Origin of the sequence: Alkaliphilus transvaalensis ATCC 700919, assembly GCF_000621485.1 — a bacterium.
In the GTDB taxonomy this organism is placed as follows: domain Bacteria; phylum Bacillota; class Clostridia; order Peptostreptococcales; family Natronincolaceae; genus Alkaliphilus; species Alkaliphilus transvaalensis.
Genome location: NZ_JHYF01000003.1, coordinates 248,958 through 268,140, shown reverse-complemented (window position 1 = coordinate 268,140; position 19,183 = coordinate 248,958). Strand labels below are relative to the sequence as shown.

The 19,183-nt window shown below is 32.7% G+C and carries 17 protein-coding genes; 3 read left to right on the top strand and 14 right to left on the bottom strand.

Annotated elements, in window-relative coordinates; genetic code table 11:
• Window positions 1-49 precede the first annotated feature (49 nt).
• Genes T335_RS0105735 through uvrC form a run of 3 tightly spaced genes read right to left on the bottom strand, consistent with a single transcriptional unit; the run spans window position 50 to window position 3,882 of the window.
• Window positions 50-1,009, bottom strand: a complete 960-nt coding sequence (locus T335_RS0105735) for an ROK family protein (protein WP_026476684.1) — start codon at window positions 1,007-1,009, stop codon at window positions 50-52.
• Window positions 1,010-1,022: 13 nt separating this feature from the next.
• Window positions 1,023-1,970, bottom strand: a complete 948-nt coding sequence (gene hprK / locus T335_RS0105730; protein ID WP_242837255.1) for an HPr(Ser) kinase/phosphatase — start codon at window positions 1,968-1,970, stop codon at window positions 1,023-1,025.
• The gene (gene uvrC, locus T335_RS20005; protein WP_051569160.1) at window positions 1,963-3,882 is read right to left on the bottom strand and encodes an excinuclease ABC subunit UvrC; all 1,920 of its coding nucleotides are present in this window, start codon (window positions 3,880-3,882) and stop codon (window positions 1,963-1,965) included. Before uvrC ends, hprK begins: the two co-directional genes overlap by 8 nt.
• Before the next feature lie 98 nt (window positions 3,883-3,980).
• Between uvrC and T335_RS0105720 the strand changes: the two genes are divergently transcribed.
• Complete coding sequence (locus T335_RS0105720; protein ID WP_026476682.1) at window positions 3,981-4,682, top strand: DUF5673 domain-containing protein; 702 nt, start codon at window positions 3,981-3,983, stop codon at window positions 4,680-4,682.
• A 68-nt stretch (window positions 4,683-4,750) separates the two neighbouring features.
• Window positions 4,751-5,302 carry a copper amine oxidase N-terminal domain-containing protein gene (locus T335_RS0105715; protein WP_026476681.1) on the top strand — a complete coding sequence of 184 codons (552 nt, stop codon included), beginning with the start codon at window positions 4,751-4,753 and terminating at the stop codon, window positions 5,300-5,302.
• A 134-nt stretch (window positions 5,303-5,436) separates the two neighbouring features.
• On the opposite strand, the gene T335_RS0105710 is transcribed toward T335_RS0105715, so the two are convergent.
• The 10 genes from T335_RS0105710 to uvrB all read right to left on the bottom strand — a co-directional run bounded on the left by T335_RS0105710 (window position 5,437) and on the right by uvrB (window position 17,583).
• Window positions 5,437-5,874, bottom strand: a complete 438-nt coding sequence (locus T335_RS0105710) for a DUF4829 domain-containing protein (RefSeq protein WP_026476680.1) — start codon at window positions 5,872-5,874, stop codon at window positions 5,437-5,439.
• A 207-nt stretch (window positions 5,875-6,081) separates the two neighbouring features.
• Window positions 6,082-6,546 (bottom strand): hypothetical protein, encoded by a 465-nt coding sequence (locus T335_RS0105705; RefSeq protein WP_026476679.1) that lies wholly within the window; start codon window positions 6,544-6,546, stop codon window positions 6,082-6,084.
• A 63-nt stretch (window positions 6,547-6,609) separates the two neighbouring features.
• The gene (locus tag T335_RS0105700; protein WP_026476678.1) at window positions 6,610-6,885 is read right to left on the bottom strand and encodes a hypothetical protein; all 276 of its coding nucleotides are present in this window, start codon (window positions 6,883-6,885) and stop codon (window positions 6,610-6,612) included.
• A gap of 357 nt (window positions 6,886-7,242) precedes the next feature.
• Window positions 7,243-8,049 (bottom strand): copper amine oxidase N-terminal domain-containing protein, encoded by an 807-nt coding sequence (locus T335_RS21545; RefSeq protein WP_169735930.1) that lies wholly within the window; start codon window positions 8,047-8,049, stop codon window positions 7,243-7,245.
• A gap of 41 nt (window positions 8,050-8,090) precedes the next feature.
• Window positions 8,091-8,720: an ABC transporter permease gene (locus T335_RS0105690; RefSeq protein WP_242837256.1), complete on the bottom strand. Its 630-nt coding sequence runs from the start codon at window positions 8,718-8,720 to the stop codon at window positions 8,091-8,093.
• Window positions 8,721-8,829: 109 nt separating this feature from the next.
• Entirely contained in the window at window positions 8,830-9,732 is a 903-nt protein-coding gene (locus T335_RS0105685; protein WP_026476676.1) for an ABC transporter ATP-binding protein, read from the bottom strand.
• On the bottom strand, window positions 9,701-11,035 hold the full coding sequence (locus tag T335_RS19995; RefSeq protein ID WP_051569158.1) for a radical SAM/SPASM domain-containing protein: 1,335 nt from the start codon (window positions 11,033-11,035) through the stop codon (window positions 9,701-9,703). The genes T335_RS0105685 and T335_RS19995 overlap by 32 nt, the downstream gene beginning before the upstream one ends.
• Before the next feature lie 512 nt (window positions 11,036-11,547).
• Complete coding sequence (locus tag T335_RS0105670) at window positions 11,548-12,174, bottom strand: flagellar brake protein (protein ID WP_026476675.1); 627 nt, start codon at window positions 12,172-12,174, stop codon at window positions 11,548-11,550.
• A gap of 589 nt (window positions 12,175-12,763) precedes the next feature.
• On the bottom strand, window positions 12,764-15,592 hold the full coding sequence (gene uvrA, locus T335_RS0105665; RefSeq protein WP_026476674.1) for an excinuclease ABC subunit UvrA: 2,829 nt from the start codon (window positions 15,590-15,592) through the stop codon (window positions 12,764-12,766).
• A 14-nt stretch (window positions 15,593-15,606) separates the two neighbouring features.
• Window positions 15,607-17,583 carry an excinuclease ABC subunit UvrB gene (gene uvrB / locus T335_RS0105660; protein WP_026476673.1) on the bottom strand — a complete coding sequence of 659 codons (1,977 nt, stop codon included), beginning with the start codon at window positions 17,581-17,583 and terminating at the stop codon, window positions 15,607-15,609.
• A 590-nt stretch (window positions 17,584-18,173) separates the two neighbouring features.
• Between uvrB and T335_RS0105655 the strand changes: the two genes are divergently transcribed.
• Window positions 18,174-18,779, top strand: coding sequence for a class I SAM-dependent methyltransferase (locus tag T335_RS0105655; RefSeq protein ID WP_026476672.1), 606 nt, complete (start codon window positions 18,174-18,176; stop codon window positions 18,777-18,779).
• Between the two features lie 244 nt (window positions 18,780-19,023).
• Here T335_RS0105655 and T335_RS22210 read toward each other — a convergent pair whose 3' ends face one another.
• Window positions 19,024-19,182 (bottom strand): hypothetical protein, encoded by a 159-nt coding sequence (locus T335_RS22210; RefSeq protein WP_156943634.1) that lies wholly within the window; start codon window positions 19,180-19,182, stop codon window positions 19,024-19,026.
• Window position 19,183: the final 1 nt, after the last annotated feature.

Here is a 19,183-nt window from a genome sequence, read left to right as displayed (position 1 = left end):
TTTTTAAAAGCTAGTTTGAAAAAACATTCCAAACTAGCTTTTTTTATTCTTAATCTTCTCTTTTTATCCCCATCATGGCTGCTCCAATGATCCCGGCATCATTTTCTAACTCTGCCAACCGAATTTTACAATGTCTTTTACCTTTTTTAAAGAAAACATATTTGCCTACTTCTGCTTCTATTGATTCAATAAGGAAACTTCCTGCCTTAGAAACGCCACCCCCAAGGGCAATTATCTCTGGGTCAAGTAAATTTATAATGTTTCCTATTCCAATTGCTAGATACTTAATAAAACGATTCACAGCTTTAGTGGCTATTTCGTCTCCTTCCTTGGCTAGGTCGAAGATCATCTTAGCATTCAAATCTTCTAAGTTGTCTTTTAACTGATGCCTAAGTTTAGAATTAAAATTTCCCTCTTTAAGTAGACTCTTGGTATATTTCACAAGGGCAGTGGCTGAAGCAAAGGTCTCTAAACATCCATTACTGCCACAATTACAATTATAATCATTTTCTCCTATAATCATATGTCCTAATTCACTACCAAGACCATGATTACCACTATAGGCTCTTCCCTGCAAAATAAGACCACCACCAACCCCCGTTCCAAGGGTAATTAAAACACCATTTATTACTTCCTTCATAGAGCCCTTTGTGGCTTCGGCTATAGCTGCTACTGTAGCATCGTTCTCAATATAAACGGGTAACCCCATAATTTGCCGAAGTCTTTCACCCAAAGGTACATTTTCCCAATAAAGATTGACGGCAATATAGACAAAACCCCTTTCGTCACACAACCCTGGAATCCCTACCCCTACCGACTTTACAGACTCCCTTTGAAGCCCAGCCATCTTTATTAGTTCATCTACTAATTCAGCAATCCTTTTACAAACCCCTTCAAATCCATCAGTTACAGGGGTTGTAACCGAGACTTTATGAAGGATTTCTCCCTCTTCATTTAACAAACCACCTTTTATTTCTGTTCCCCCTAAGTCTATCCCAATCCTATACATTTGTCCTCCCCCTTTAATCTTCTTCTTGAATAGATAAACTGCTCATTAACCGTTTGTCAAATTCTTTTGCAGCATGATAACCCATTTCCTTTTGTCTAAAGTTTCTAGCGGCAATTTCAATTAAAAGTGCAACATTCCTTGCAGGTTTAATAGGAATAACAACTTCGTTCACCTTCATCCCTAAAATTTCACGATAATTGTCATCTAAGCCTAAACGATCATAGCTTGTCTGGGCATCCCATTCCTCCAAGTGAATTACTAAATTAATTTGAGTGCTTTCTTTAATAGCACCTACACCAAATAGGCTTTTTATATCCATTAGGCCGATGCCTCTTACCTCCATCATGTGCTTAATTAGTTCTGGAGCAGTTCCACTTAATGACTCATGTCCAATTCGCTTTATTTCTACAGAATCATCTGCCACCAGTAGATGCCCCCGCTTAATTAGCTCTACTGCTGTTTCACTTTTCCCAATACCACTCTTCCCAGTAATTAAAACCCCTACACCATAGATGTCCATTAAAACCCCATGTAGGGTTAATGAAGGAGCTAATTTATCCTCTAGATAGCCTACAAGCATACTGATTAAGTGGGTGGTATTATGCTCACTTCGAAGGATCTTGATCTGATATTTTTCTGCCGCCATCAACATTTCATCATAAATATCTAAGTTTCGACTCACGATAACACAAGGGATATCATAAGAAAATAACTTATTAAAACGTTGTTGCCGAATATCAGGGTAAAGGGTGTCTAAATAAAAGTGTTCTACCTTTCCAATTACTTGAATCCGTTCAAAAGCAAAGTAATTAAAAAAACCTGCCAATTGTATTCCTGGGCGATTTAGTTCCGATGTAGTAATGTACTTTTTTTCATTCTCTGGGAAATTCACTTCTTCAAACTTAAAATATTCTATCATCTTTTTTACTGATATTGACTTCATTTGGTTTTCTTTATTCATCCCCTGTTTTTACTCCTTCCAAATCTGTTATTTCTTCCTTTTGACTACTTTCTTGATAGAAATTGATAATGCTTTCAGCCGCTTTTTTATTCATTCCCTCCACCTTTAGTAAGTCTTCGAGGGTGGCGGTTTTAATCTTTTGTATTTCGCCAAAATGCTTCATTAATGCCTTTCTTCTGGCTTCACCAATGCCCTTTATTTCTTCTAGCTCTGACTGAAGCATTGTCTTTTTTCTTAATGTCTTATGATATGCTAAGGCAAAACGATGAACTTCTTCTTGAATCTTAAAAATCAATCGAAATAATGGTGTCCTTTTGTCCAAAATAATTTCTTCACCTTCATAGGCGATCCCCCTTGTTTTATGCTTATCATCTTTAATCATTCCACATACAGGAATGTTAATAGAGAGGGTATCTAGGACCTTTTTAACGCTGGTAACCTGCCCGAAACCACCATCCACCATAATTAGATCTGGAAATTGTAGAAACTTACCTTCCGTCATGGAAATCTCTCCCGATAATAATTGCTGAGTTTCCAACAAGCCCCTTGAAAACCTTCTTTCAAGGATTTCTTCAAGACTTCCATAATCATTAGGGCCTGAGATGGTTTTAATTTTAAACCTTCGATAGTCACTGTATTTAGCTTTTCCATCTTCAAATACAATCATCGAACCTACAGATTGCAATCCACTAATGTTAGATATATCGTAGGATTCGATGCGAATCGGCATTTCATCTAGTCCTAGTAATTCTTGAAGCTCAACCAGTTCTTTTCTTTCACCACCTGTAGCTGTTTTTCTTGCTATTTTCAATTGCATTAAAGTGGTGGTAGCGTTCTTTTTAGCCATTTCCATCAACTGTTTTTTATCCCCCCGTTGTGGAACCCTCAATTGAACCTTGCTACCTCTTTTGTCACTTAACCATTCCTGTAGTAGCTCTTCTTCATCTAAAATTTCCTCTAAAAGAATCTCTTTAGGGATATAGTCCATATTATTGTAGAACTGTTTAATAAAGGCCGTTAAAAGTTCTTCCCTCGACTCTCCCTCATTAGCCATGAAGGTAAAGGGTTCCCGATGAATTAATTTCCCTTCCCTTATAAAAAATACTACACCACAGTTGATTTCTCCTTCTGTAGCCATGGCAATAACATCTTGATCTACTTTAAGATCCGTAACAACTTTTTGCTTCTCAAAGGTATTTTCAAGGGCCAAAAGCTGGTCTCTAAACGAGGCAGCCTTTTCAAAATCCATCTCCCTTGCGGCTTCCTTCATTTTTGTCTCTAAGGTTTTAATCAACTGATTTTCTTTCCCATTCAAAATCGTAATAATTTCCTCTACCATACGGTTATATTCATCTTTTTTTCCTTCGCCAGTACAGGGTCCCATACACTTCTTTATATGATAATTCAGGCATGGTCTTTCCTTTCTTTCAATCATTCTATCAATATTTTTTTTACAATCTCTAATAGGATAAAGCTGATGAATTATTTCCAGCGTTTGATTTAGTGCCCCGATATTGGTGTAGGGACCGAAATATTTCCCCTTATCCTTTAAAACTCTTCTTGTTTTAATGACCCTTGGATAGGCTTCATTTAAGGTTACTTTAATATAGGGATAGGTTTTATCGTCCCTTAAAAGGACATTATATTTGGGTCTATATTTTTTGATTAAATTACATTCTAAAATTAAAGCCTCTAGCTCAGAATCCGTTACGATATATTCAAAAGAGTTAATGTTAGCCACCATAGCCCTAACTTTAGATCCCTGATTCTTACCCGATTGGAAATACTGTCTTACTCTATTTCTTAGGGAAATGGCTTTACCAACATAAATAACATCTAGATCTAGATTTTTCATTATATATACACCAGGTCGATCTGGTAATATTTTTAATTGTTCTTTAATGTCAAACATTTTCTGCCCCCTTTCTAAGAAATCCTGTTGATGTTTTCTAATTTTTTGGATACAATTAACTATATCAGTAAGTCTGTAATAATTTGGGAGGTTGTTTAATGTACAATACTAAAAGAATGATTATTTTTACAGTCGCAGCAATATTATTATTTCTATTATATCCTTTCTTTCAGGATATAACTTACCTATTTGTCGTAGCCACTTTTGATCGAGTCTTTCCACCATCAATTAGTGTAGAGGTTTATCAGGCCTTTTTATTTATTTTAAGTTTTCTTGCTTTTGCAGTTATACAAGCCTTTACTAGACACTTTTTATTCTATAAATATAGAAAAGAAAGTAATGCAGTCATGAGTTATCCTATTAAATCCTTTTATATAGGAGACCGTCTTGTCTATTATATTGTACCATTTTTCATATACCTTCTACCAATTTTTCGTCAATCCTATCTTACAGAAATTGTTGTACTTAGAATTGGTTTATTTATTATAACAATCTTATTTTTTGAAGGGCTTCTACGTTATTCGAAGTCGAAAACCACGGCTGACTTTTTAAAGGATGGTATTTTAGTTAGAGGAATAGATCTCCGTTTAGATTTTCCCCTTACTGGTAGAATCATTAATATGTCAGGTTTCTATCCCTACGAAAAGATAGATAGTTATTTAATTAGAGAATCTTCTGTTGAGTTAAAGCTTAGTTCTGAATTTGGGAAAATTGAGCTTACCTTTCCTCCAGAAGATAAAAGTGAAATTAAAGACTTTATCAAAATGATGAAAATACCCCAAGGTACTTTTAAAAAATAGGTATAATATTTTTTTCTTAGACGATACTCTAAATAAATTGCATAATAATTTATTTGGAGGGGAAGACTATGTTAAAAAAATTAACGGTATCTATATTAACTTTTATCCTACTGGCCTATTCATCTTTAAGCTGGGGCGCTACTTTATTTGAAGAGATTACGGTTTATTATAACAACATACAGGTAAGGTTTCAGGATGAGTCTCTGACATTAGATGAAGAACCCTTTATGTATAATGAGCGAATCTACTTGCCTATTAGGGCCATTTCGGAGGGCTTAGGCTATCAAATTGATTATGATGAACACACCCATACCGTAACAATCTCTGATAAAACAGCCTTAGAAAAACTTCCTGCTGCTAATCCTCTTGAGGGAGAAGCCTTTGTCTATGGAGAGATTAGAAAAATTGATTTTGAAAAAAAATTAATTGAAATTGAACAACATATAGAAAACAATAGTCGTGAGGTTTTTGAAGGGCTTTCGCCAATAGATGATGCAGTATTTTTATTGAAGCGTAATGCCCATCATTTCAATATATCCTTTGAAGACTTAAAGGTTGGGGATGTTGTAGGAATTATATTAACTAAAGAGAATGAAATACGTGGTATGATTGTAGATTAGATTGTAGACTTGATTTTGACTAGATTTTGACTTGATTTTGATATTTTAAATTAGACAATGAATCAAAAAAGTTGCCAGACTGAAATTGTTGGCAACTTTTTTGTTTATTTATGAAGATATGAAACGTTATTAAGTTATATGCCCCAATCGTCTATCAACCAGCGGGAGAATCTGTTTTTCTTAACAGTAACGTAATTGAAGTTATATTCGCCACTATATAATGGTGACTTCCCATCTACTTTGTTTTTTAATGCATAAGTAACTACATAACCCTTTACTTCTTGGTAGTTTTTAGTACTACCCATACCATTGCTATTATAGTCTTCTGCAATTTTACCAGTAGTATCTTCTTCTATATTTAATAGCTTAATTTCATCAATATTGTTTAAATTCCAGTTTGTGCTTAAATGTCGAGGGGTCACTGTTGCCTTAATTCTAAAAAAAGCGTTTTGGTTTTGTAGTTTGAAATGATGCTTAACTAATTCTTCTGGTCCGATGGTTTGATAAAAGTAGACCATATAGCAGATTAGAATTAGAAGAATAGAAATAGATATTTTAAAATATTTTTTCATAGTTTCCTCCACCCTTTAAGGTTATTAGCAGAGATTTCATAAACATACTAGCCAACATTGGCCTTATTCTAAAACTTAAGCCCCATTAACTAATTCTATTATATTCTATATAAGCTATTTTCAAATGTCTAATTGATAGAACCTATACTCTTTATCAAGCTCTATTGGAACTTTTATTCTCTCTACCGTCTATTTCCTTTATGTCTACTAAAATCCTATGAAACGAACAACACTTTGATAATAAAAATATCCGAAAAAACTCATTATGCTTAATGATGTAATGATTACGATCCCCATTGCACTAGACATTTGATAAATATTCTTTATTCCATAACTTATAACTTCAATTGCTATGCCCATTATCCCGCTATAAATAATATAATTTATCAAAATAAAAATTGTCATAGCACTTTGGTTGTTTATTGAGAATAGATTCATAAACCGCCATGTCCCTACCAGAATCCCCACCAGAAAAACCACTGAAAACCTTCTTGTAGCCAACATTTCAGAAAAGAGTATAATAGCCGATAAAAATAACAGTATACCAAACACAAAGAAAATCGTTCCAGTTAGTTTTGTCTTATAAACGAATATACTGAGTATAAAATTTAAAATAATTATATAGGAACATATTTTTCTGAAATTATCCTTCTCTAAGATTACTTTGATCATATACTCAACTCCCGTGTTATCATAAAACTACAGAGAGCTGAATAAAATTACTCCCTGTCTCTTTTATCGCCTTTTGCTAGGCCCACCTATTGTAATTGCGGAAATTAAGAAAATGATGTTGTTAACTAAATTAACATAAAAATCAAATGAATTTCCACTTAGATTATGTTCATCAATGTAAATTCCTTTTTGCCATAGGGCTAAATTTGAAATAGCAATCAAGATTAGTGAATTAATTAATACGACAGTAGGTTGTTCTCTTCTTTTAATGATTAAATAAACCATATTAATGACTAGCCCTAACAAACAAATGTAAATGTAGTAGTGGAAATCTCCCATTATTATGCCTCCTCTAATATCATCCTGTCTATTGAAAACCAACAGCAAACCTTTAAATGTTCTCAAAATTTCTTTATTTCAATAGCTTTATTTCATATACTAATATTTCTACTTAATCTGGTTAAAATCCTTCTTGGATTTTGAAATTAGAGGGATACAATTTCTTTAATCTTAAAATTAATTTTTACAAATTTATAAAATTTAAATTAAAAGAGTAATAAAAATGTAATTTAACTCCTTTATCTGTCTAACAAAAACTAAAAGAGCGTCTCAGTCCTAGAAATTATTTTTTCCATTATTGAGACAACCCTTTAATTAGCCTATTTTACTTATTCACGTTTCATATTATTTAAGTCTTTAAGGAACTCTTCTTCCCACAGAAATAATATACGCCGCATCATCTAAATCTATTGTCTTATTTACCCATAAAGTTTCCCCAGCCTTTATTTCTTGGACATCCTTATTGTTAGGCCTAATGTAAGAATCTACTGAATATCCGCCTCTAGTAGCTCTAAAATAAACTAGTGGTTGAATATCTGTTTTTCCTTCTAACACATTTTCTGTTGTCAAGTTTTTTACTTTTACATTTAAATATGATAGACCCTTAGAATTGAATATTTTATAAGATTGTAAGTGGAAGTTGCCGTCTATATGATTTTCTGTTAAATCATGAAGATCAAATGACTTGAAAATGTTCCCAACTAATACCCTTTCATCGGTTATATGAAGTAATTTTAGTGAGAGGTCCCAATTATAGTCAATATCTGTATGATCTAAAAATAAACGTAAAGGTAAAAACATCGAATCTTGCTTTAATACTGGAATAGTATCCATTACAACTTCATTTTTATTTACATATGCTATTTCCGAATCAATTGTCAGATTGAAAACACTATCTAATAGTTCCACAGAAGCTGTTTTCGTTGTATGATTATACTCCACATTCCCCCCCATTAAGTCTTGGATCATTCTTAATGGAATTAATAGACGACCTTGCTGATCAATAAAAGGTGCTATCGGATATGTATAGAGTATAAAGTATTTATCCATTTTTATATAAATAGGTACTTCATCATTTGATATACTTAAAATACTAGCATTTACTATAGGTACACTTGTAATAGTAATCATGATCCAAACAAATACAGTTATTGTTAATTTCAAAAAATATATCCATAAATTTTTCCATTCTTTAAATAAATGCCTCATATTAATTTCTCTAAGATATATATGTTATTTACTTTTTTATATATAGATTTTAATAGGAAGGCGCAAAGAATTATAATGTAACCATACGAAAGCGTTATTCCACTATTTAAACCTTTAATACCAATACTTTCCCTCATAATGTTTAATATATGAACAATTGGGTTGATACTATATAAATAAACAAAATATCTATTCATATTATCAAGGCGATAGTATATTGGAGTTATAACTAAAAAGATTATATTAATATAAGGAACTATCCCAGAAGCCTTATACTTATTTTTGATAACTAAACCTATAAATACCCCAATAGAAGCAAAAAAAATACCTGCTAAAATTATAGAGAATATAAATTTCAACACATTCACCTGTGTACTATACACAACTGCTAAAATACCTGCAATAATAATTTGTGGTATTGATAAAACTAAATAATTTAAAACTAATGCGATAATTAACTGTGTTTTATTAACAATAATAGTTGAATAAAGTTCTAATACCTCTGCTTCCATTAGGTTTGAAACTCTTAACGACAGCATACTTATGAATGCGCCGATCATAATAGTTACAATGAAACCCGTTAACAGGAAACCCACTTGATCTTTTATGAACCCTTGATTAAGCATGTTAATAATAATATAAGAGGAGGGAATCAAAAATAATGTGAAGAACATGTGATAACTATAGAGCCTTAAACTCTTCATTTCTATAGACAAAGTTGTAAGTATTTTAGCATTAATTACTTTTAACAAGATTCATCACCCTACTTTCTAAACATGGATACTCAACTTTTAACGATATAATACTAAAATGCTCTTCTATACCACTTAATCGACTGACAGCTTCCCCCAATTGAGAAAATAATAATTTAAAGGTCCTATGCTCCATTTTTTCATACTCAACATTCAGGCTACTAATAAACTTCTCGAATTTGATTTCTTCTGACTTTATTTTTAAATAAACCTCTACTTTTTCCGGCATCATATATGCCAACTCATCCGGTGTGCCAGAAAAAATAAACTTACCACCTACTAAAACATATATTCTGTCGCAAAGCCTTTTAACCTCATTAATATCATGACTTGTAATAAGTGTACCTCTATTATTTTTATTTTTTTGTACTAAATCCCATATGTTTTGTTTTTTTATAATATCAACCATTGCTGTGGGTTCGTCTAATATTAATATTTTAGTCTCTTGCATTATTGCAGTTGCAACTAACAATAATTTTTTATAACCACCTGATAATGTATATCCATATTTATCTTGTACTTGATTTAACCCAATATCCTCCATAACCCAATTCATCTTTTCTTCGATTTCCTTTTTTGAATACCCTCTATATCTTAGTGAATAGTATAGGGTTTCTTTAACTGTTAAAGCAGGAAAAAATATAGGTAATTGTGGTACGTATGCAATATTTTCAAGATACGGTATATTTTCCTCAAGTAATTTTATTTCACCTGATGTTGGTTTCAATAACCTCAATAATTGTCTTATTAATGTTGTTTTACCTGCACCGTTTGGTCCAACAATTCCAACAATTTCATTAGTACTTAATTCTAAATTTAACTGATCATTAGCTACAAAACCATTTTTATATACTTTAGTCAAATTCTCTACTTGTAGCAACTTCATCTAACCCCTCCTCTTGAAATCGAAAATGTTCTACTTCTTCTGGGTATTTTGAAATTACATATGCAGCTATTCTTTCTTTAATTACTGCATCGAAAAATTCTTTATTACATTTCGACATCCATCTACAACCGCCATAACAGATTGGAGCATACTGACAGTTTTCAATACAACTTGGTTCTTCTAATATATCTGAATACCATTTACTATCTATAATCGATAAATTACTGTTATCTTCTACCCTGCCCAATTGCTCCTGATATACTTTACCAGCGCAGGAATATACATTTAAATTTTCATCTACAACAAAGCTTTGCACATGCCTTATCATACAAGGACCAAATATAAAGTTTTTGTTAATCTTAAAACCTTTTTTTACTGCATAAAAATATAGCTTATTAATTTCCTTCAGTAATTGAGTGCTTACTCTGTTTTCATGTCCAATGCTAAGAATTTCATCTTGTGTTGAGAAAATAGCTTCAAAAGAAATTCCTGCTAATGAACTTGAAATTTTTTCGTCAATTAATATTTTTAATAGTTCATAAACAGAACTAATTGATTCTTCTGCAACATTTACCCTTAAATTAAGTCTATTTGGCGCTTGATTAGTTAAATACGAAATATTTGAAAAAATATTTTTAAAACTCCCACCACCATTTAGGTACGGCCTTAATTTATTATGTGTTGATTCAGATCCATCAAGAGTTATCTGGAAAGCTGATACATAATTTAATAGTTCATCTATTCTTGATTTGGTCAGTAGTGAACCATTTGTTATTAACACTATACTTACTTTAATTTCTTCTTCCTCTTCTAATGCTTTTATTTCTTTAACTATTTTAATTAATGCATCATAATCAAGCAGTGGTTCTCCTCCAAAAAGACTAATACTTAAATTACTTATATGATTTTTTCTAATCGTTTTTTTAATATATCCCAACAATATTTTCCATTCTTCTATACTTAAAAATTTTGATGATAATTTATCTTCTCCATCTTGATAACAATAACTACATCTAAAGTTACAGTTTGAAGTGAGTGATAGAATTATACCCATTGCACTATAATTATACTTAGCTGAATTCATCAGATATCTCATGATTTGCTTTTCGCAGTCTTCATTGTTAACTATAAAATTCATTCTTTCCATTTCCTTCTGGATATAAGAGTCCACTTCTCTATTATTTTCTATATCAGATAAAAGACTATTATTTAATCTTATTAGACCTTTAGAAAGTGTATTAAATATGAACGTATTATCACCAAAGGGTACATTTATATTATACTTAGATAGCTTTGATTTCATCTTTTAAATAACCTCTCTTTAGATAAAATTAGTTCTTACACATTATATCCTAATCTTAAGAGAAGCTTAAGCTTCTCTTAAGATTAGTGAGTTATTTGTACAGGATTACAGAAAACACAGAAGTTAGATTCAGAAAACTCAATATGTCCTTCTTCTAGTACCATGAAAAGTTCCTTTTTCATTTTCCTCACCTCTTTCATTTATTATTTGGAAATTGTTTTTATACTTTACACAATAACAATTCCCAATTTATTAATCATTATACTATTTTTTACATTTTGAGTCAATGGTATTTAATTAAATATTCTGTTTATTCGTAAACATATGTTAATTATTATAGTTATTTAATATTTTGTTCTATACTTAATTTTATAATTATCTAGAAGAAACTGTAAATTAAGTAATTTAATTCAATCTAACATATTAGCTATAAAATTTTTTCCAAAAAGCAAAACCCCCTATTCCATAGAGGGTTTGATATCGACCTAGATTTCATATCTTGTATATTCAATTTATCTCCTCTTATTCATCAACTGCATCCTTGTACAATAGGCAGTAATTCTTTGTCGATCGGAATCGTCTAAGCCTATAAATTCACAGCCTAAATCCCTTGTATTATTTTCCATATTCTCAGTGTTTCTTAAAACTTTAGCAGTTAAGACCATTTTTTGATTATTTAATTCTAGTTCGAAAACAATAACTGTACCAACTGGTAGTGAAAGGCTGCTATTGATTAGAACGCCACCACCACTAAGATCTTTAACTGCAGCAGGGAAGGACTTTTGGCTTTCGATTTTTTGATCATTAAATCCAATTAAAAAACAATTTACGGGCAAATCAGTAGATACCCTTACATATTTTCTCCGTTGAACTAATTCTGGCTGTTTAATTGGTGGTAATTTTAAGAGAACTTCTTCCCCTTTTCCTTGAAGGATAAAGGTTTCAAAAATGCAAGCCTTTGTATCCTTTGGAATTGTACATTTAACCTTCCGAATATCCCCTTGAGCATACTGCCCCTCTATTTTAACAACTAATTCATTATCTTGAACTTCCTCAATTACCCCCCAAAACGAGAGATAGGGAGGAACAACGTCAACTTCTAATTTTATTGGCATCCCAACTTCTATGTATGTTTTCATTCATGCTTCCCCCTACTACAAACTACTAGATTTAACTTCTCTTATCTAATATTCTAACCCCTTAAAGACTATTTTCCTATAGTCATTTATACTCATATATTAAGAAACCCCTCTAATATTTCTTCAAAATTTTCCATTTACCTTCCTTTTACTAAAATAAAAAATCAAATTATTCTACTAATGAAACTGCAAAATTATAGATACTTGACTGCGGAAATTGCGTAATACCTTAACTATGAATTGTGTACTGAGTAATTACTTTTAAAATTATAATCTATTACCCATTGAAGACTACGCAGCGAAGTTGTTTTGCAATAATATTAATAAAATTAATAAATAATTAATTTTTTATTATGCACTTTCCTCAGCTATGGATCATTTCAAAAAATTTAAAAATATGATGTTAAAATAAGACATAAAATAAGGTATAAAAATATAAGGTGACTACTCCATATATTTTTATACCTTGTAGAGTGTATAATTAAATTAAATTAGATTACATTCCAAACCTTTTATACCTGCTTGAATTGCATCATACCATAACGCTGAATTTATATTCACTTTTAGACTATAATCAACAATGTATAATCTATAATAGCTTTTTAAGATACTTCCCTGTATAGGACTCCTTTACCTTAACGATTTCTTCTGGAGTACCTTTAGCTATGATCGTACCTCCTCTATTTCCCCCTTCAGGGCCTAAATCGATGATAAAATCTGCTGTCTTGATAACATCCAAATTATGCTCGATTACTAAAACAGAATTCCCTGTATCTACAAGCTTCTGTAATACATCAATTAAACGATGGATATCTGCAAAGTGAAGTCCTGTTGTCGGTTCATCTAAAATATAGAGGGTTTTCCCAGTACTTCTCTTACTTAATTCCGTAGCTAATTTAATCCGTTGAGCCTCTCCACCAGAAAGCTGAGTTGAAGGTTGTCCTAGTTTTATATAACCTAACCCTACATCGTTAAGGGTATCAAGTTTTCGCTTGATTTTAGGTATGTTTTCAAAAAATTCTACAGATTCTTCAACATTCATTTCCAATACATCAGAAATAGTTTTACCCTTATATTTAATTTCTAAAGTTTCACGATTATAACGCTTTCCTTTACATACCTCACAAGGTACGTAGACATCAGGTAAGAAATGCATCTCAATTTTAATAATCCCATCTCCACTACATGCTTCACATCTGCCGCCCTTAATATTAAAGCTGAACCTTCCCTTTTGATACCCCCTCATCTTAGCTTGAGGTGTTTGGGCGAATAGGTCCCTTATATCATCAAATACACCTGTATAGGTGGCAGGGTTTGACCTTGGTGTTCTACCGATAGGTGACTGGTCAATATCAATTACTTTATCTATATGCTGTAGACCATCAATAGATTTATGGTTTCCTGGTTTACTCTTAGCCCCATGGAGCTCTTGTGCAATCTTTTTATATAGTATTTCATTAATTAAGGTACTTTTTCCTGAACCAGATACCCCTGTTATACAAGTAAAGACTCCTAAGGGAATTTCTGCATTCAGCTTCTTTAGGTTATTTTCATTAGCTCCTTTTATTGCAATCCATTTACCATTAGGCTTACGTCTTTCTGATGGGATAGCAATTTTCTTTCTTCCACTCAGATATTGCCCTGTAATGGATTCTTTACAGTTCTTAATATCATCTAGGGTCCCTTCTGCCACCACTTCTCCACCATGGATTCCTGCCCCTGGTCCAATGTCTATGATATGGTCGGCACAACAGATGGTATCTTCATCATGTTCTACGACGATTACTGTATTTCCTATGTCAGCAAGATTTCTTAAACTTTGAATTAACCGATCATTATCCCTTTGATGAAGTCCTATACTGGGCTCATCTAGAATATATAATACCCCCACTAGACTAGATCCTATTTGGGTTGCTAATCTAATTCTTTGGGATTCTCCCCCTGATAGGGTTCCTGCACTTCTTGAAAGGGTTAAATAATCTAAACCTACATCTAATAGAAATGAAAGTCTGCCCCTTATTTCTTTTAATATTTGAGTTGCTATAAATTGCTTTCTTTGGTCTAATTGAACTTCATCGAAGAAAACTTTAGCCTCGCCTACTGACATTTCAGTAATTTCATGTATGTTTTTCTCCCCAACTGTAACTGCCAGAACAACATCTTTAAGTCGAGCTCCTTTACATGCCTGACAAGGGTTTTCATTCATGCACTCTTCAATCTTTTCTCTAATATAGTCTGAAGAGGTTTCTTTATATCTTCTTTCAAGATTTGGGATTACACCTTCAAAGATGGCTTCATAATTTCTAACTCCTCCGAATTGAGACTCATATTCAAAGGTTACCTTGTGATCTGCCGATCCATATAATAGTGCCTTCATAAAATCCTTTGGCAAGTCCTTAACAGGAGCATCTAGATCTACCTTAAATTGCTTTGCAAGACTCTCCATCATCTTAAAATAATAAGTGTTTTCTTGATTACCATTAGAGCCAGCCCAGGGAACAACAGCCCCTTGACGGATAGAGAGGTTTTGATTAGGGATAATTAGATCTTGATCAACCACCTTCATATACCCTATCCCGTTACATTCTGGACATGCACCAAAGGGACTATTAAAGGAAAACATCCTTGGTGCTAGTTCCTCTATTCCTATTCCGTGATCTGGACAAGCGAATTTTGTTGAAAATAACAACTCTTCTTTTCCAATAACATCTACCACAACCAAACCTTCAGTAAGTTTCAGAACAGTTTCAATCGAATCGGCTAATCTCTGTTGTGACCCATCTTTTAATATAATACGATCTACGACTACTTCAATGTTATGTTTTTTAGTTTTACTTAATTTAATATCATCATGGAGATCCATAACTTCTCCATTAATTCGAACCCTTACAAACCCTTCTTTTTTAATCTCTTCTAAGAGCTTTTGGTGTTCTCCTTTTTTCCCCCTTACAACAGGAGCCAAAATTTGAAGCTTAGTACCTTCTTCAAATTCCATGATCTTATCAACAATCTGTTCCACCGTCATTTGACTAATTTCTATTCCACATACAGGACAATGGGGTGTTCCTATTCTTGCATATAACAGTCTAAGATAATCGTAAATCTCTGTAACAGTACCAACAGTAGATCGAGGATTTTTACTAGTGGTTTTTTGATCAATTGATATTGCAGGTGATAATCCTTCAATATATTCAACATCTGGTTTTTCCATTTGTCCAAGGAACTGCCTTGCATAAGCCGATAAACTTTCTATATATCTTCTCTGCCCTTCAGCATAGATGGTATCGAAGGCAAGGGAAGATTTCCCCGACCCAGATAGTCCTGTCAGTGCAACTAACTTTTCCCTTGGAATTTCTACATTAATATTCTTTAAATTATGTTCTTTTGCACCTTTAATAATAATTTTATCCCGTGGCATTTTTACACCTCTTTTTACTTTTTCTTTTGAAGTTCCTTAATTTGATCTCGTAATTGGGCTGCCCTTTCAAATTGAAGGTTTTCTGCAGCCTCCATCATTTCTGTTTCTAAAGATTTAATATATTGTTGTAATTCTTCATTTGTAAGACTTTCTTTCTTCTTACCTGTTTTATATAGACCTTCTTCTTCTGCAACCATTGTAGCCTCTATAACTTCCCTTACCTTTTTAACAATGGTCTTAGGCTCTATCTGATTAGCTTCATTATATTCCTGTTGAATTTTTCTACGTCTTTCGGTTTCACCAATAGCCTTATCCATTGATTTTGTTATGTTATCAGCATACATAATTACTCGACCCTCTGCATTTCTAGCAGCCCGGCCGATGGTCTGAATTAAGGAAGTTTCCGAACGCAGGAACCCTTCTTTGTCAGCATCTAATATAGCCACTAAAGAAACCTCTGGTAGGTCTAGCCCCTCCCGTAGAAGGTTGATTCCCACCAAAACATCAAACACGCCTAGTCTTAGGTCTCGAATAATTTCCATTCTTTCTAAGGTTTTAACATCTGAGTGGAGATATCTTACTGCTATTTCTAGTTCCTTTAAATAATTGGTTAAATCCTCCGCCATCTTCTTAGTAAGGGTTGTCACCAATACCCTTTGTTTCAGCTTAATTCTTTTATTAATTTCTGAAACAAGGTCATCTATTTGACCTTTAACTGGTCGCACCTCAATAATAGGGTCTAAAAGCCCCGTAGGTCTGATAATCTGTTCTACTACTGGACCATCCTTTTCAAGTTCATAGGGTCCTGGTGTAGCACTTACATACGCTATTTGATTGACTAAGGATTCAAATTCTTTAAACTGCAATGGCCTATTGTCAAAGGCTGATGGCATACGGAAGCCATGCTCTATTAAAGTTTCTTTTCTAGCTCTGTCGCCATTATACATACCCCTTACCTGTGGAATAGACACGTGGGATTCATCCACAATAATGAGATAGTCTTCTGGAAAATAATCTAATAGGGTATAGGGTCTGCTACCAGCCTCTCTTCCCGTTAAATGTCTTGAATAGTTTTCGATTCCTTGACAAAAACCTACTTCCCGAAGCATCTCAATGTCATACATCGTTCTTTGTTGAATCCTTTGGGCTTCGATTAATTTATCATTGTCTGTAAAATATTTAACTCGTTCCTCTAATTCTTTTTCAATGCCTTTGATGGCAAGTTCAATTTTGTCTTGCCCAGTTGCATAATGGGAAGCTGGGAAAATAGAGATATGATTTCTTCTGCCTATTACTTCTCCTGTTAAGGCATTTACTTCTGTAATTCTTTCTATCTCATCACCAAAAAAATCTACTCTTATGGCATTTTCTGAAGAGTTTGCAGGGAATATTTCCACTACATCACCCCTTACACGGAAGGCACCACGAACAAAGTTGATATCATTTCTTTCATATTGAATATCTACCAATTGTCTTAGTACTTGGTCTCGATCTTTATTCATACCAGTCCTTAGAGATACCATCAACTTTTTATATTCTTCTGGGTCCCCTAAACCATAAATACAGGAAACACTGGCTACAATAATGACATCACGTCTCTCAAGTAAAGCCGCTGTAGCAGAGTGACGAAGTTTATCAATTTCATCGTTAATAGATGCATCTTTTTCAATATAAGTATCAGAATGAACCACATAGGCCTCTGGTTGGTAATAATCATAATAACTAACAAAGTATTCAACTGCGTTATTTGGGAAAAATTCCTTAAATTCGCTACAAAGTTGGGCTGCCAAGGTTTTATTGTGGGCAATAACCAAGGTTGGCTTCTGCACATTTTCTATCACATTGGCCATAGTAAAGGTTTTACCCGAACCCGTAACCCCTAGAAGGGTTTGGTGTTTGCTTCCTTTTAATATACTCTCCGTTAGGGTCTCTATTGCCCTCGGTTGGTCTCCTGTTGGTTTATAATCAGATACAATTTTAAATGAGTCCATTTATATAACCTCACGATCTTTTCTTTTAGATTCCTATAGGCATACGCTAGATTACTTTCATACATATTCTAGACGTACTCTTCTATTATACCATAGTTGGTTAACATAATAACCCTATGCCAATATCTAACAATATCTTTAACTAAGATTCTTATCAAGAACATTTGTTCTTATTCAATTATACTTCTCTATTTTTTTAAAGTCAACGTTAGTCAGTATATTTTTTACTTAAATTAAAATGATTCCCTAAATATTTATAACCATTCAACCAGTCCCTTAACATTTTAATTACTATTTAATTGAAGAAATTGCATAATACCATAAATCATCCCCACCATCTAGCAACGACTAAAGGTTTTGTACAATATAGGTATATATCATTGTTAAAACATGCTTTTAACACTTCAATCATTAATATAAATTAAATATTAATTATGCAGTTTCTATATTTACTAAACGTAATAAAGGCTAATCAAACTTTCTAGTTCTTATATCTAAATTTGTTCTATTTCCTACCTTTTGTTATAATTGTTTTTGATAAAAGTGGTTATATTAAAATATTAAGTTTTACCAGAAGGAAGGAAAATTTTATGAAATATACCGGTGAAAGAGTCATCCCCCACTTAATGAACCCTCGAAGTGGAATACTTATGGAGCATATTGCCCGCTATCAATTTGCAAAAGACTTTGCAAAGGGAAGGGTTTTAGACATCGCTTGTGGCGTAGGCTTTGGTAGTGAAATATTATTAGAACAGAATCCTAAAATTACAAAATATGTGGGTATTGACAATTGTAAAGAAACAATTGAATATGCTAAAGACAATTATCATTTTCTAGAAACAGAATATTATGTAGAGGATGCCCTTGATGAAAATTTAGATAAAAAATATGGTACCTTCGATACCATTATTAGCTTTGAAACGATTGAACATTTTGAAGGAGACCATATTTTTGTTAATAATCTCTATAATCTCTTAAAACCTGACGGTACGCTGCTTATTTCAACTCCCTTTGGAAAAGGAAAAAATGAGCCTTGTTCTTGCCCCTTCCATGTTTATCAATATAAAGAGGAAGAATTTATAGAAGTATTAAAACCCTTTTCTCAATTAACCATGTATCATCAAATTGATTCTACTATAGAAATACCTATCCCAAATCATAAATATTATTTAATGGTGGCAGTTTGTAAAAAATGATTTAACAGTTATAAATAGAAAATTACCCTCACATCGCTTTCATGACATGAGGGTAATCATTTATTCTCTTTTTTTAAACTGTCCTTAACATAGAGTCCATTTATATCGATAAGATCTACCTAATCTTTTTATACTTCTAAAAACTTATCTTATTCCTATTATTACATTATAGATAATAATGATAGCTATTATGTAGTAGGCTAGGGTCTTTCTAGTCTAGCTCTAGACTAGCTCTAGTCTCTTTTTAGTCTATCTCTGGATTTGGGTCTTGTTGCATTGTAAACCCGCCACCAGTATTAGGGTTTTCTTCTCCGTTGATATTAATATTGCCCCATACTAAAACACTATTTAACATAAGTATTGAAATTACCAATGATAAGATAACACCCTTCAACCTTTTCACA